Annotated in this window: 11 protein-coding genes and 1 riboswitch; of the genes, 3 read left to right on the top strand and 8 right to left on the bottom strand. The window is 60.8% G+C overall.

Annotation, left to right across the window (positions count from 1 at the left end; all coding sequences use genetic code 11):
• Window positions 1-58 precede the first annotated feature (58 nt).
• From C8275_RS01475 to arsC, 3 genes are all read left to right on the top strand, one after another.
• Window positions 59-1717 (top strand): hypothetical protein, encoded by a 1659-nt coding sequence (locus C8275_RS01475; protein WP_106483797.1) that lies wholly within the window; start codon window positions 59-61, stop codon window positions 1715-1717.
• Window positions 1718-1832: 115 nt separating this feature from the next.
• A complete protein-coding gene (locus C8275_RS01470; RefSeq protein ID WP_106483796.1) occupies window positions 1833-2819 on the top strand; it encodes an FAD:protein FMN transferase in 987 nt (328 codons plus the stop codon).
• Window positions 2820-2894: 75 nt separating this feature from the next.
• Entirely contained in the window at window positions 2895-3239 is a 345-nt protein-coding gene (gene arsC / locus C8275_RS01465; protein WP_022385805.1) for an arsenate reductase (glutaredoxin), read from the top strand.
• Between the two features lie 135 nt (window positions 3240-3374).
• Here the strand turns inward: arsC and C8275_RS01460 are convergent, their stop codons facing one another.
• From C8275_RS01460 to C8275_RS01425, 8 genes are all read right to left on the bottom strand, one after another.
• Window positions 3375-4877: a DUF5074 domain-containing protein gene (locus C8275_RS01460; RefSeq protein WP_106483795.1), complete on the bottom strand. Its 1503-nt coding sequence runs from the start codon at window positions 4875-4877 to the stop codon at window positions 3375-3377.
• Between the two features lie 67 nt (window positions 4878-4944).
• Window positions 4945-5940, bottom strand: coding sequence for a hypothetical protein (locus C8275_RS01455; protein ID WP_106483794.1), 996 nt, complete (start codon window positions 5938-5940; stop codon window positions 4945-4947).
• Window positions 5921-6103 (bottom strand): hypothetical protein, encoded by a 183-nt coding sequence (locus tag C8275_RS01450; RefSeq protein ID WP_106483793.1) that lies wholly within the window; start codon window positions 6101-6103, stop codon window positions 5921-5923. The genes C8275_RS01455 and C8275_RS01450 overlap by 20 nt, the downstream gene beginning before the upstream one ends.
• Window positions 6104-6225: 122 nt before the next feature.
• Entirely contained in the window at window positions 6226-7743 is a 1518-nt protein-coding gene (locus C8275_RS01445) for a DUF5074 domain-containing protein (protein ID WP_106483792.1), read from the bottom strand.
• A 63-nt stretch (window positions 7744-7806) separates the two neighbouring features.
• Entirely contained in the window at window positions 7807-9156 is a 1350-nt protein-coding gene (locus C8275_RS01440; RefSeq protein ID WP_234395681.1) for a hypothetical protein, read from the bottom strand.
• Between the two features lie 32 nt (window positions 9157-9188).
• Window positions 9189-10343, bottom strand: a complete 1155-nt coding sequence (locus C8275_RS01435; protein WP_106483791.1) for a YncE family protein — start codon at window positions 10341-10343, stop codon at window positions 9189-9191.
• A 36-nt stretch (window positions 10344-10379) separates the two neighbouring features.
• On the bottom strand, window positions 10380-12377 hold the full coding sequence (locus C8275_RS01430) for a TonB-dependent receptor (RefSeq protein ID WP_106483790.1): 1998 nt from the start codon (window positions 12375-12377) through the stop codon (window positions 10380-10382).
• An 82-nt stretch (window positions 12378-12459) separates the two neighbouring features.
• A riboswitch (cobalamin riboswitch) is annotated at window positions 12460-12667 on the bottom strand.
• 313 nt (window positions 12668-12980) lie between these two features.
• Window positions 12981-14237 (bottom strand): OmpA family protein, encoded by a 1257-nt coding sequence (locus C8275_RS01425; protein WP_106483789.1) that lies wholly within the window; start codon window positions 14235-14237, stop codon window positions 12981-12983.
• Between the last annotated feature and the right edge of the window lie 4 nt (window positions 14238-14241).

Genomic DNA, 14241 nt, shown 5'->3' with positions numbered 1-14241 from the left:
CTTGCCAATCCCGTGACTTTTGGTTTCTTTTGTGGCGGAAACTCCTAAACCTTGCGCCATGAAACAAACTCTTTTCCCGCTCTCCCTGCTGGTCGCACTCCTCTTCGTGGGAATCGGGTGTGACCGACGTCCGTTCAAGGACGATCCCGCCTTCGATGACAAGGTGCTCATCCTCGAAAACAATCCCGAACTGTTGCTCGTCCGCATGACAAAGGACTCCCTTGCCGACCGTCCCATCACCGATGAAGCCTCGGCTACCGATTTTCTCGTCCGCACGCTGGCACAGGTCTATACCGTCTATGGAACTGTCCCCGACAGGGAACGGCTGGAACAGTGCCTTGCCATCTTCCGTTCCGCCCGCAAGGCACAGCAACAGCTCGAGACGCTCTACCTGCTCGCCGACATCCACCGGCGCAACAACGACCTGCGGGGCGAGCTGGACATCATCCAGCGCTCCATAGACTTGGCGGAGGCGGTCAATGACCCCGTGTGGCTCTTCTACCTCTACAGCTACCTGGGTGACATGTACCGTCGCGAGGGAGACCTCGTCCGTTTTGCCCGCTATCAGGAGACTGCGAAAGGATGCATCTCCTCCGTTCCCGAGGTCGAGCTGGACCCCCACACACGGATGCTCCTTGCACGTAGCGAGCTTTACACCGGACAGCCCGGAGCGGCACTCCGTCTGCTCCTTCCGCTTGCCCGTGAGACCTCGGAACACCACTTGCGCTATGCCGACATCCACCGGTTGCTGGGCATGGCGGACTTCCGTCTCGGACGCTTCGGGGATGCAGCCACCGACTTCCGCAAGTCACTGGCTGCCGAACGCGACACCCTCCACCTGTTCCGCTGCCACACGATGCTCGCCACCTGTGCCTTCCGCATGGACAGCCTTGAAACGGCGCGCCGTCACTGCGACCTCGCGGCAGCCTGCCGTGTCCCCGGTGTGTCCGACCATGCACTCATCGACTATTACCGGCTCTGCACCGACCTCGCCGGGAAGGAAGGTGATACCGAAGGGGCGTCGGCTTCCGGTCGCTGTCTGATTGAGGCGTACGAGCACCTGGTGACAAAGCTTGCCCGGCATACGCTCGACGGTGCTGTCAGCGAGTATGCCCGTCAGCATGAAGAGCAGGAAGCCGGGCGTCGGTCCGTCCTTCTCCTTTACCTGACGGCGGTTGTGGCAGTGTTGCTCCTTGCCGGGCTTGTGGTGCAGACGTGGCGATATCGACGGGAGAGGCACCGCCATGCATCGCTCCGGCAAAGCGTCGGTGAACGGGAACGCTTCGAGACGGCAAGCGAGGAGATGAAGGAACTGGTCCGCTGCGACTTGCAGCTCTTCAGGGAGCTGATGGCGCGGCGGAGCCTCCGTCAGGAGAAGGGACAGGAGACGAAGCAGGCGTCCGACCGTTCTGCCCCATCGGAGGATGCCGATGCCCCGTTTACCCGTTGGGACCTGTTCTACCGCCACATCGATTTCCTCTTCGACGGGTGCTACACGCAGCTCGTCCGCCTCTACCCTTCGCTCACGGAGAAGGAGGTGCAGCTCTGCTGCCTGTTGACGGCCGGCTTCCGTACCGACGAGATAGCCGGTGTGTGGATGCAGAGTGTCTTCTCCGTCCACAAGTGCAAGACGGATGTCCGCAAGAAGCTGGGTGTCCCCGACGGCGGCGACATCACGGCTTTCCTGCGTCAGGAAGTGCAGGAATCCGCCCGTTGAGGCGCAATATTCCGCCGTCCGTTTGCCTGCGTCTCAGAATCTGCCTACCTTTACCACGGATAAGCGGAAGAATTGCCGCCGACCACTGTTATTGAACCCAATCAGAATCGTTCCAATGAAACTACTTGCATCCCTTCTGCTGCTGATAGCCGTGTGTGCCTGCACACCGCCGCGGCAGTACCGTGTCACCGAAGGACACACCCACACTTACTATCGCATCACCTACAACTACGACCGTACGCTGGACGACGAGATACGGGGTGAAATCAGCCGTTTCTACCATTCGCTCAACCCCTTCGACTCGCTCTCGATCGTCAGCGCCGTCAACACCAACCGCAACATGGAGGTCGACTCCATCTTCATCCATGCCTTCCGGGTGGCGGAGGAGGTGTCGCGGCAGACCGACGGCATGTTCGACATCACCTGCGCTCCGCTCATCAATGCCTGGGGCTTCGGCTTCAAGAACATGGGGGAGGTCACGCCTGCAATGATTGACAGCCTGAAGACCTTCGTGGGCTATGAGAAGGTACGCCTGGAAGGCAACCGGGTGGTGAAGGACGACCCGCGCCTCCTGCTCAACTTCTCCGCAGTGGGCGACGGGTGCATCTGCGACCTGATTGCCGCACGCCTCGACAGCCTCGGTGTCGAAGACTATCTCGTGGACATCGGCGGCGAAATGACCGCCAAGGGAAGGAATGCCAAGGGGTTGCCCTGGCACATCGGCATCAACCGTCCCGTCGACGACTCCACGCAGCTGAATACGGACATCGAGCAGGTCATCGAGCTGGGCGAGCGCGTAGGACTTGCCACCTCGGGCGACTACCGCAACTTCTACATCAAGGACGGCAAGAAGTACGCCCACACCATCAATCCCAAGACCGGATATCCCGCCGGGGGCGACATCCTGAGTGCGACCATCATCGCGCGGGACTGCATCGTAGCCGACGCCTATGCCACGGCATGCATGGCGCTGGGACGGGAGGGAGCCAAGGCGCTCCAGGCACGGCATCCCGAGCTGGAGTACTTCTTCATCTACGCCGACAGTACGGGTGCCTACCGCACCGAGTATTCGCCCGGCATGGAGAAATACCTGGTCAAATGAGATGGGAGTGTGGCAGTTTGCCGACTTATGCGTATCTTTGCCGCTGACGTTTCACTCATAAAACCTAGACGCACTATGATTACCATTTTTCACAATCCGCGGTGCAGCAAGAGCTGTGCTGCCATGACCTATCTCAAGGAGAAGGGTGAAGAACTGAATGTGGTGAACTACCTCGACGGGAGTGTCACCGAGGAACAACTGCGCGACGTCCTGCGTAAGCTGGGTGTACCTGCCAAGAGCATTGTCCGCACGGGAGAGGCGCTCTGGAAGGAACGCTTCGCCGGGCTGAAGCTGAGCGAGGACGAGCTGATTCGCGTGATGGTGGAGAATCCCCGCCTCATCGAACGTCCCATCGTCATCAAGGGCGACAAGGCAGTCGTGGCACGTCCCACTGCCGACCGCATCGACGAGATACTTTGACGGACACCGGACGGAGCTTGTTCCTCCGGGTGGCCGGTAATGCCGGAACGGGCGTGTGTCGTAGTGCTTTCATGCACACAGACACACGCCCGTTCTTTGTTTATCTGTTTCCCCGTTGTGGTGTGGGGAGTGGCATCAGCCGACGTTCAGCTTTATCTCCTTCTCGGCACGGACGCCGTTCGAGAGGACTACGAGCGTGAACGTGAAGGTGCCCTTCCGGCTCCCTGCTTCTACTTTCAGACGGTGTCCGTCCACGGTCAGCTTGGCGGGGAAGTCCGCCGGGGTCTGCACGCTGAACTGCATGTCGAGCGGCATGTTGTCGTCATCCTTCACGTAGTCGTTCAGGTCGAACTCTCCGCTGTGGCCTGCCGTCAGTCCCATGTTGTCGGCGGTGAACTCCGGCTTGCAGGCATCCTCGAACACGGGCAGTGCGGGGAACCAGAAGTACTTGTCGTCCCAGTTCTCCTGCTTGTTCACGGTGCTCCACTCCGAGCCCAGCCCGTTGTCGCCCTTGAGCGGCAGACGGAGCACCTCCTTGCCGTCGGCATCGAGCACGCACACCCAGTTGTAGGCATAGTTCACGCCATAGCCGCTTTGTGTCAGTGTCACCACCAGCTCGTCGGTCCAGGGGTCTACACGGACGCCGGTGCCGTAGAACATCAGCTCATCGCCCTTCTCGGTCTGTCCGGTCTCGAAGACAGGCTTGGCTGTCCCGCTGTCCACCTCATATTTGTACAGTGTGCTGCCGCTGCTGACCATGCCGCCGCCACCAATCCAGTAGAGCACGTTGTGATGGGTCGAGGCGCAGAGGCTGCCTGCCCTCCATGCTCCCCACGGACTGCCGATGGCGGCTTCGTCGGGGTAGGGGCGTGTGGTCTGTTGCATGGTCTCGGGGTTGATGACGAGGAAGCCGTCCTTCCCCGCCACCCAGATGCGTCCGTCGAGGCTGCGGGTCAGTGCGTAGAACTTCCCGTCGATGCGTTGGAGCACCTGGTCGGTCACGGGGTCGACCACGCACAAGCCTTCCTTCTGTGTCACCACGAACACCTTGCCGGCTGCCAGGCGCATGTCGCCGGTCTGGCTGCTGATGCCCTCCAGCTGACGGGTGATAGTGAGGGAGGGGATGTCGAACACGGCGATGCCCCGGTTGTGTCCCACGTAGGCTTTCCGGTCGGTCAGTCCCACGAAGACGCGTCCGTCTCCTCCGATTTCCGTGAAGACGGCTTTCTTCTTCAGTGTCCGGGCATCAGCCACCACGAGGCGGTTGCCCTGCTTGGAGGTGAAGTAGAAGTTGTCGCCCCAGATGGCACCGAACTGGGTGGTCACGCCGAAGGTCTCCCCGTCATTGGCTGCCCGGTAAGCCCGGTAGACAGGTTCGAGGGTGGTGTATCCGGTGCGCTTGAAGCGGTTCACCGTGCCGTTGTCGTGCCCGAACCAGTCTTCGTTGACAATCCAGAAGCCCTCGGCGCGATGGCCGGCATGCGGGTCGGGGTTCGCAGGCTCTGCGGGAGTAGGGTCTTCGGTCGGAGTGGGTGGGGTGTCGACGATGTCGTCGTCCTTGCTGCACGAGGTGTAGAGCATGAGTGCAGCAGGGATAGCCAGTGCGGCCATCCAATGTGAGAGAAAAGTCTTTTTCATGCGATTGGGATAAGGAAATACCGGCAGTCGGTTGCCCCGATGTGGCAGCAGCCGGCTGCCGGCAGGATTAGTTGATGAAGATGTATCGGATGTTGGACGTCTTGCCCTGTATCTTCTCTTTCAGCACCGGTTTCGCGCCGCTGCAATCGTAGATGAGCAGGTAGTTGTCATCGGGACCGTTCTTCCCGTTGCCCGTCTGACCGGGGATATAGAGCAGGTGCGTCCGGGAGTCGATGATGGGGTTGCAGCCGATGAACTGCCCCTCCGGCACGTCCTTGAAGACGTCGCCCGCCTTCTCCAGCCGTTTGGTCTTCAGGTTGAAGCGTCTGATTACCCCGCTGCGTTCGTAGTAGAACTCCGTGTTGAGCGACTGCACGCCCATGAGGTAGATGTAGTCGCCGTCGATGGAGATGCCGTGCGTCGGGTCGTAGCCCGGAGAGATAAACTCGTTGACGGTGACCGACTCCAGCTCCTTCATCTCCTTGGGGTCTACCTTGATGAAGTAGCCCACCTTGGGGCGTCGCGTCCAGAAGACACTCAGCCAGAAGTTGCCTTCGGCGTCCGCCACGATGCCGCCGGGCACATATTCACCCGGAGCGTCGAAGGTCACCTCCCTGCCGAGGGCGGTCGTGTTGCGCTTCACCTCGACGAGTCCCGGCTGCTTGTGCCAGAAACCGCCCATGGCATAGTAGAGCTTGCCGTTGTGGCGGATGGCTTTGGACAGGACCAGAGGTTCCAGCGTCGCGCCGAAATTGGCGATGTGGTAGCTTCCCTCCATGAGGTATGCCTTGTTCGCCTGGCTGTCGAAGCGGATGAGCGCCTGCTCGTCCTTGATGAAAATGTTCGCTTCGTCGAGCACGTAGATGGATTCCGGGTCGCTCGGGAAGGGCTCGTCTTCGGGCTTGGTGCCTTCGGGCATGTCAAAGCTGAGGTCCTTGAACTTGTAGGCACGCTTCTCCTTCAAGGTCTTTGCGTCGGCGACCACGAGGATGGTGTCCTCGGCAAAACCGATGGACTTGAAGGTCGAGCACAGGAAGTAGATGTCATCGCCGTAGGCAGCCATGCAGCGGACCCGTTTGCCGATGGGAGTGTCCGTTGACGTCCTCGAAGAGGCGCGTGGTGACGGAGCCGTCCTCGTTGATGCGGGTCAGTCCGCCGGGACCGTCCGCCCCGTTGCCGCCGTTGAGCAGGTAAATGCCCTTGTCCAGTGCCAGGGGCTTTTCCACGTAGTTCTCTTCGTCCGTTGGTTTGTCAGGCGTGTCGTCTGAGCAGCTGCCTAGATTAGCAGGGCTGTGGCGGCTCCCAGGAGGTATGTGTAGAGTATGTTCAGTCTGTTCATGGTCCGCGTTTACTTTTGAGGGTTGAAGAAGATGCCTGCGGGGAACGCCGTGTGGTTCTCCCAGGTGCGTGTGCTGACCTTTTTCTCCGGGTCAATCCGCCAGATGTTGTTGGTCTTGTAGTTCTCTCCGAAACCTTTCAGGGTATTGAGGTAGATTTCGCCCGTCACGGGGTGGATGGCAACGCCGTTGTAGATGATGCTGGCATTGTCGCCCAGGTCATAGACGCCGAGCAGCTCGTCCTCATAGCTAGCCTTGAAGGTCTTGGAGTCATCGTCCGGTCCTTTCGTCTTGGGCTTGAGCTTCTCACCCGCTTTGTAGGTGACGTGGCTGAGCATTGAGCCGACCAGGTAGTACACCTCATCGTCCTTGGACGTGAACCAGGAGCTGGCAAAGCCGTTCCTCGACTCGATGGGTGCGCCGATATACACGTTCCCGTCTTCCGCGAGCCTGCTGCCGTCGAAGTTGAAGCAGCACAGGTGGGGCTGTCGCAGATAGTCGAACACTCCTGCCACATAGAGCGAGTTCTCATCGCGGTAGCCGATGGCGTTGAGCTTCTTGAAGTCGTAGCCCACGCTTACCTTGGTCGCCTTCGTGCTGGCGGCGTCGAACGACAGGAGCGACATGGACACGCCCGACTGTTTGGATGAGAAGGTGAACGCCTTCCCTTGCAGCACGACGAAGGGTTGCTTCACGGCTTTCTCGCTGCCTTCCATGAAAGTCAGTTCCTTGCTTGTGGGGTTGAACTTCCACACACCTTTGCTGTCGCGGATGAAGATGGTGTTCTCGTCGACGACGGCGATGTGGGTCGGCCATTTGAGGTCTTTCATTTCCTCGTACGTGAAGGCTTGCACGCGCTTCATGGTGTGCCGGTTGGCGATGATGAGCATCCCGTCGGTCTGGAACTCTCCACCGAGCGGAGCCTTGTTGCCGTTCTGCGAGATGAAGTAGACGTTGTCGCCGTAGAACTTCATGTCCTGCGTCACGTTGCCCAGCAGGCTGCCGTTGACACGTGCATAGATGCTGTCAATCAGTTCGCCTTCGGGCGTGATGTAGAGCAGTGTGCCGGTCTCGTTGCTCATGTTGCCCTCGTTGAGGACGAACACGCCCTTCGGGTCGTCGAAGAGGATGCGGCGGAACGCGGCTTTCAGCGTCAGGGTCTTGTCACCCTCGCCGGTGGCGGTCAGCGTGAGGTCGAACTTGTCGGCTCCCTTCACCTCGGCAGGTGCGGTCACGATGACGAGCGAGTCGTCCTTCACGACGGCCTTCCAGCCTTCGGCGGCTTCGTTCAGTGTGAGAGCGGTGGCATTGGCAGCCCGGACAACCAGCGTATCGTTCTCTCCGGGGACCAGGAGGGCGGCGGAGTCGGCTGCGATGGGGTCTCTCCAGGCAAGGCTCAGGTCCTTGGATACTTCCGGTTCCGGCGTCGGAGTGTTGCGGATAGGGTCGTCGTCGTCGCTACATCCGGTCCAGGCAAAGGTCGTGCACAGGATGAGCAGTGTGCACGCCAGTTTCGATTGTTTCTTCATTGTATGTTCTTTTGATGGTTTATGATTCAGTCAGCAGGAGCGCACGGTGCGTCCGTCCGCCAGTTAATGTCCCGAGGCGATGGAGACGCCCAGCAGGTGCAGGTCTTCCACGCCGAGCACCTCGGTGGAGCATTCGCCCAGCCAGCCGTTCTCCTGGTTCACGCCCGAATAAATCTTGATGAAGTCCACACCGGGGAGCTTGACACGCTGACCGTAGCTGTTCACTGCCCAGTCGATGTCGATGGCGGAGTCGTCGTCGCCGTTGGGGGCGTTGTCGGCGTACCCGTAGCGGAAGCGGTAGAGCACATAGTACATGCCGCCCTCGGTCTCTTCGGTGGCTTCGTTGATGCCGTTCTGCGGAAGGCAGGTGCCGCGGAAGGTGAGCTTGTCGCCCTGATACCACAGGGGGAAGTAGGGTTGCTTGTGGTACTGGTTCTTCACCTTGTAGCCCGAGTGTCCCTGATTGTCCTCCCAGCGGATGTAGGTATCCCACTCGGCAGTCGAGGCAGGCTCCTTCGACGGACGGTAATAGGTAATCTCATAGTTGCGGTAGAGGTTCACGTCGTTCTTGTTGTCTCTGGCAAGCTGGTACCACGGTTCCCGGGTGACGTCCTCGTGGGCGCTTCCGGCAATCTCGTACCATTCGTCGTCATCGGGGTATCCGTTGTGGTTCTTGTCGTAGGCGACCATGATGACACCCGGTTCGCAGCTGCCGCCGAGCGGTGCATTGGGGCGCGGGTTGGCGCCTGCCTGGAAGGCGTTGGCAAGCACGCGGAAGTCGCGCAGCCCTGCCTTGTTCTCGATGGTGTGGTCAAAGCCCACCACGACGTAGCCGCCAAAGCCACCAAGCGAAATCATCCCCTTGCGGTTGTTGCCGATGCTGCGGAGCACCTTTTCGTTCATGGTCTCCTGTGTGTCGCCTTCCTCGTATTCGGGAAGAGTGTTGGTGAACTGTCCCACGGCGGGCAGGAAGTCGAACACCTTGGTGATGTATGGAGTCTTGGGGGTGGAGTCACCCGGGGTCTCCGGTTCATCGGGAGTATCGGGTTGTTCGAGGGACACACTGACGTTGACCGGGTAGCTGTAGCTGATATTCCCCTGGCTGACGGTCAGCACCAGTTCGTATTCGCCGATTTCGGAGAACATGTACTCCAGTCGCTTGCCGCCGGGGATGCTCTCGCCGTTGAGCGTCCAGGCATAGGTCAGCCCGAAGTCCGATACCGTCTGCACGTCGATGCGCAGCAGTTCGTCGACATAAAGGTGGAAGCCGCCTTCAGGTTCTGTGATGGTGACATCCGTCTGTTGCAGCACGTAGGGTGCCGGTTCGTCCTCGCTACAGGAGGTCACGGCAACTGTCAGGAGGACGCCCGAGAGGGCGGCGGTCCACAGTGCCGGTCTGAAGATTCTATTCATAGTTTACAGGTTATTGAGTGATTTGTCCGTATTCAGTTCCCGACGTCCTCCAGCGGTACGGTGGTGAAGGCGAAGTGTGCCGGGATGTCGCCCGTGGTGACCTTCCACCGCAGCTTCCCGGCGGGCGAGAAGCAGTAGAGGGTGCCGGGGGTGACGTAGTCCTTGGCGTCGCAGACATAGACGTCGCACGTCTCCGGGTCGACCGCCACCCCGTAGGGTATCTTGATTTGCCGGTCCGTCCCGTCGGTGATGAAGTTGCGCGTCACCACCTCCTGCCGTCCCACGTCGTAGAGGGTGTAGGAGACGGTGTTGCTCTGCGTCACGTAGCTCCACTCCACGGCGGTCATGTAGAGCGAGTCGCCCACCAGGCACATCTCGCTGGCAGGGATGTCCAGGCGGCGGGTCACGCGGTCGGTCTTCGTGTCGACCACATAGACGTCCGCCTTCACATCGTAGTAGTCGCCGCGCGACGAGATGTAGATGCGCCCGTAGCGGTCGAGCGCCATCCTGTGCAGGTTGATGGCGACGTCGATGGTGTGGTCCACGGCGAAGGTCCGCAGGTCCACCACGGAGACGGTCGTGTCGTAGTTCGGATAGCGGTAGCCGCCGGAGTTGGCGACGTAGAGCTTCCCGCCGGTAATGACCATCTCCTCGGGCTGGTAGCCGACGACGACCTCCCGGGTGATTTTCAGGCTCGTGGTGTCCACCTCGACGACCTTGCCCGGACGGGCGTTCGGGTCAATCTGCACGGGGCCGGCATACGAGCTGATGTACGCCTTGCCGTCGTGGAAGACGATGTAGCGGCAGTTGAGCACGTCGATGCTGCCCACGTGCCGCCCCGTGTGCACGTCCATCACCTCGACGTAGTGCGAGCAGTTGATGACGGCGTAGAGCTTGCTGCCGTAGATGGCGATGTCGTTGCCCACATCGCCCAGCTCCTTGACAATCCCCGGGTTGCGCGTGGGGTAGATGTTGCGCTGGTACTTGCCGCTCCCGACGTCGAAGAAGTCGAGCGACGCCTTGTTGCTGCCCATGTTGCCCTCGTTGAGGAGGAAGAACCCACGGATGTGCCGGTGCTGCACCGGCTGGAGCTGCTCTTCCTCGCTGTGGAGGAAGGGGATGTCGCCCCGGCAGCCTGCCAGCAGGCAGAGCAGGAGCAACATGCTGTAAGTCGTTATCTGTTTCATGTTCCTATCGGTCTGTTCGGTAAAGTTCGTCCGGGGTCAGAACGCATACTGCACGATGGCCTTGACGTTCGTGCCCGGCATGGGGTAGCTCATCACCACCTCGTACTGCTGGTTGAAGAGGTTGTTCACCTCCAGCGTGCACTTCAGCGTGCCCCGGTGCAGCGGGATGTTCCGCGCCACGGAGAAGTCGCTCGTGTACCACGGCAGGACGTAGTTCGCCGGGATGTTCGCCCGCGACGAATAGCGTTCGCCGGTATAGATGAAGCTGTAGTTCGCCTCCCAGCGCCGCCAGTTTGCCTGGAGCGTTGCCGACCCGCTGTTGCGCGGGATGTAGGGAATCTGTCCGCCATAGTAGGAGTCGTCGGGGTCGGTGAAGTCCTGCGCCCGCTGGAAGGTGTAGTTCAGGCGCGACGTCAGCGAGACACCGCCCGGCAGCAGCCAGTCGGCCTGTGCCGCCACGTCGATGCCGCGTATCTCCACCTTGCCCAGGTTGACCATCGTCCAGCGGAAGAAGTTCGACGTGGGCATGGCGACAATCTTGTCCTCCACCTCGTTATAGTAGGCGTCCGCCTGTGCCTCCACGCGGCGTAGCCAACGGCCGCTGAACGTGCGTGCATAGGTTGCGCCGACGTTGTACTGGCTGGTGAACTCCGGGTTGAGGCTGACGTTGCCGATGAACGTGTAGTACAGGTCGTTGAGGGTCGGCATGCGGAAGATGCGCTTGTAGAAGGCGCGTGCGGTCCACTCGTCCGTCAGGCGCCATGCCAGCACGGCAGTGGGGGTCCACTCGTGGCGGTCTTCAGCGGAAGCGGAGCCACTCTTCACCCGCTCGGTGACGAACGTGCCCAGCACGCTCGCCTGCAGGTCCACCCGTCCCACGCGGAGCGAGGTCGCGGCAGCCACCAGTCCCGTGTGCCGGCGCGGATAGACGAAGTCCACCAGGTCGGCGTTGAGGGCGTTCATCTGGTAGTCCGCCGAGAGGCTGACGTCCCAGCGGTCCGTCAGGGCATAGCGTTGGGCGGCGGAGAGGTACAGCTCCCGCTGGTGGTAGTGGTTGTTGATGTACATCAGTGCCGCGTCGCGGTTGGGGTCGGCGAGGTAGTGCAGGTAGTCGTAGGCATATTTGGCATTGAGCAGCAGGCTGTAGCGTGCGAAGTCCTGCTTGTAGGTCCCCTGGGCGAAGGCGTTCATGTCCCACTGACGGTCCTCGTGGCTGAACTTGTTCTTCACCACGGCGCCCGGGTAGCCGCGCTCGGAGCGGTAGAAGTACGCCTTCGTCCGCCAGTAGCCCCGTGGCAGGGAGCCGAAGAGCCCCCCTTCGAGCCGCACCGCCTGCACGTCGCCGTTGCGCCGCACCGCCGTGGTGTCATAGCTGTCGGCAACGCGGTAGGTGAAGCGGTAGCGCCCCGTGGTGTAGAGGTATTCGCCGCTGAGCGACGTGCTCAGCCGGTCGGAGAGTTTGTGGTCCCACACGAGGGCGGGATTGACGGTGCCGAAGGAGCCGCCCTTGAGCGTCGCCTTCAGGTGTTGCCGCTCATCGTCGCGGAAGAAGGGCGTCCGCGTCTGCAAGTAGATGCTCCCGGCGGAGCTGAAGTCCTTGGCGGGCTGGAAGATGGCGCTCTTCTGTCCGTTGTAGAGCGTCACCGCCTCCATGTTGTCGAGCGAGAAGCGTCCCAGGTCCACCACGCCGTTCTGCGCGTTGCCCAGCTCGATGCCGTCGTAGAACACGCCCACATGGTTCGTCCCCATGCTGCGGATGTTCACGGTCTTGAGTCCGCCCACCCCTCCGTAGTCCTTGATTTGCACGCCGGAGAAGTAGCGGATGGCATCGGCGACACTGTGCGCACCCAGGCGTTGCAGTCCGTCGCCGGCCAGCCGCTGTGCCGGGATGACCTCCTTCACAGGCGTCTGTGCCTCGATGACCACTTCGTCGAGCCGTTGCAGGCTGTCGAGGCGGCTCTGTGCCCGTGCCGACGGAAGCAGCCACGTGCCCGTCACGAGAAATACACACAACCGTCCAGCAGCACGTTTCATCGTAGTCTGCCTACACATAGTCCAAATGTTCTAAAAAGTACGAATAAGTTCTAGCGCGACATCCGTCTATCCCCGGAGCCCGGATGGCTGAATGAATGATGGCAGGTCTTCTGACTGACTCCCGTCTTGAAGCCTTCCCGACGCACGGTGCATCAGTGGCAGTGAGTAATTATCAAGACGTTTGAAATGGAGCTTCACAGCAGCGGGACTGTTCGGGACTTTCACCCGATTCCCTTTTAATCCTCTGCCCGTGTGCTTGGGCAGCAGGAACCAATTCGACGGCAAAGATAGGGCTTTTTCGGTAAGGACAAATCAGGAAGGGAGAAGATTTTTTGCAACGAGTTTTCCAACCTGGATAAATACGTTCGTACGGACGTGTCGTTACCGTCGTACGGACGCGTCGCCACGAGCGTGCGGACACGTCCGTACGAAGCTGCGGACGCGTCCGTACGAAGCTTTCAAAATGGGTGCTGATACACAGGGACTTGCAAAAGCGTCCCGACGAACGGGAGAGAAAAAACTCCGCGTCCCATTTTCAAAAAAGTTTTCCGGTAACGGATGGACCCGTCCAACACCGCACGGCGCATTGTCAATTGTCCATTGTCAATTGTCCATTGTAAGGTGGTTCCAGTAGGATGGGTTCGTGATCATCTCGACCATGACCTTGCGGTCTCCCCTGCGCACCTGGTCGGGCATGTCGGGAGCGATGTGGGCGAGCTTGCTGCCGACGCCGCAGCCCTTGAGCATCTGTGACGGCACACCGTGCTCGATGAGGTAGTTCATCACCGCCTGTGCACGGCGTTTGGAGAGTGCGAGGTTGTATGTCTGCGAGCCACGCGCATCGGTGCACCCCGTGAGGAGGTAGTGGCGCGAGGTGTCGGCGAGCATGACCTGTGCAATCTGGTCAAGGATGGCGGCGGACTCTGCCGTGATGGCGGAGCTGTCGAAGTCGAACTCGATGCCGGCGAACAGCTCGGGCAAATCCTTGTGCACGGTCACCTCTTTCACGGTCTCGGCGGCGACAGCCTGGGCGGTCGCGGGTCTCTCGATGACCTTCTGTTCGACGGTGTGCGTCCCGGCGAGGACGGGCTTCTCGATGACCTTCTCCACGATGCGGTCTACATAGCGGACCTCGGGTGCGGGTCGCTTCGTCTTGCCACCGATGCGCCACTGCAGGCGCACATTGCCCTGCCAGGCATTGGCTACCTTGCGATAAGGCATGACGAGGTAGTCCGCCTGCAGACCGACTCCCAGCCGGTCGTTGAGCCAGAGGTTCACGCCTGCTCCCACCGAGAGGGGCAGGAGGTGACGGCGGTCGCTGCCCTCCTTGTCGAAGTCGTTGGCGAGGTCCCACTTCATCTCTTCGGCGTTGAGGCGTTCCAGCCCGTTGTAGCCGACGGTGAAGTTCTTGTACAGGTAGTTCGCCCCGGCACGCAGGAAGGGGTCGATGTAGGGCGAGCGGAAGTATTCGCCCAGCCGCCACTGCAGGCCCATCCCTGCCATGGCGGTCCAGCGTTTCTCCTTGCCGCCGCGGACGGGGTCTGCGGTGAAGTCGGCGTTGCCCTGCAGGTCCAGGAAGAAGTGGGAGTTCAGTTCGCGGGCGAGGTACAGGTGTCCGCCGAAGAGGACGTCGCGCTTGTCCGTGTCGATGCGGTAGCCGCCGTTGCTGCCGGGACTGAAGCCGGTGACGTTGAAGCGCGTCAGTTGCATTCCGTGGATGCCGACGCCGATTTCCCAGGCTTTGCGATGCCGGGGGATGCTGTCGCTCCCGTCCGTCTGCTGTGCCACGGCAGGGAGGCCGGTGCACAGCAGGAGGAAGGTCAGGACAGCGGAAAGGGTAGGTATGAGTAGTCTGTTCATAGGG

The sequence above is a fragment of the Bacteroides sp. Marseille-P3684 genome (assembly GCF_900291465.1).
Taxonomy (GTDB): Bacteria; Bacteroidota; Bacteroidia; order Bacteroidales; family Bacteroidaceae; genus Phocaeicola_A.
This window is presented reverse-complemented; position numbering and strand designations above follow the sequence as displayed.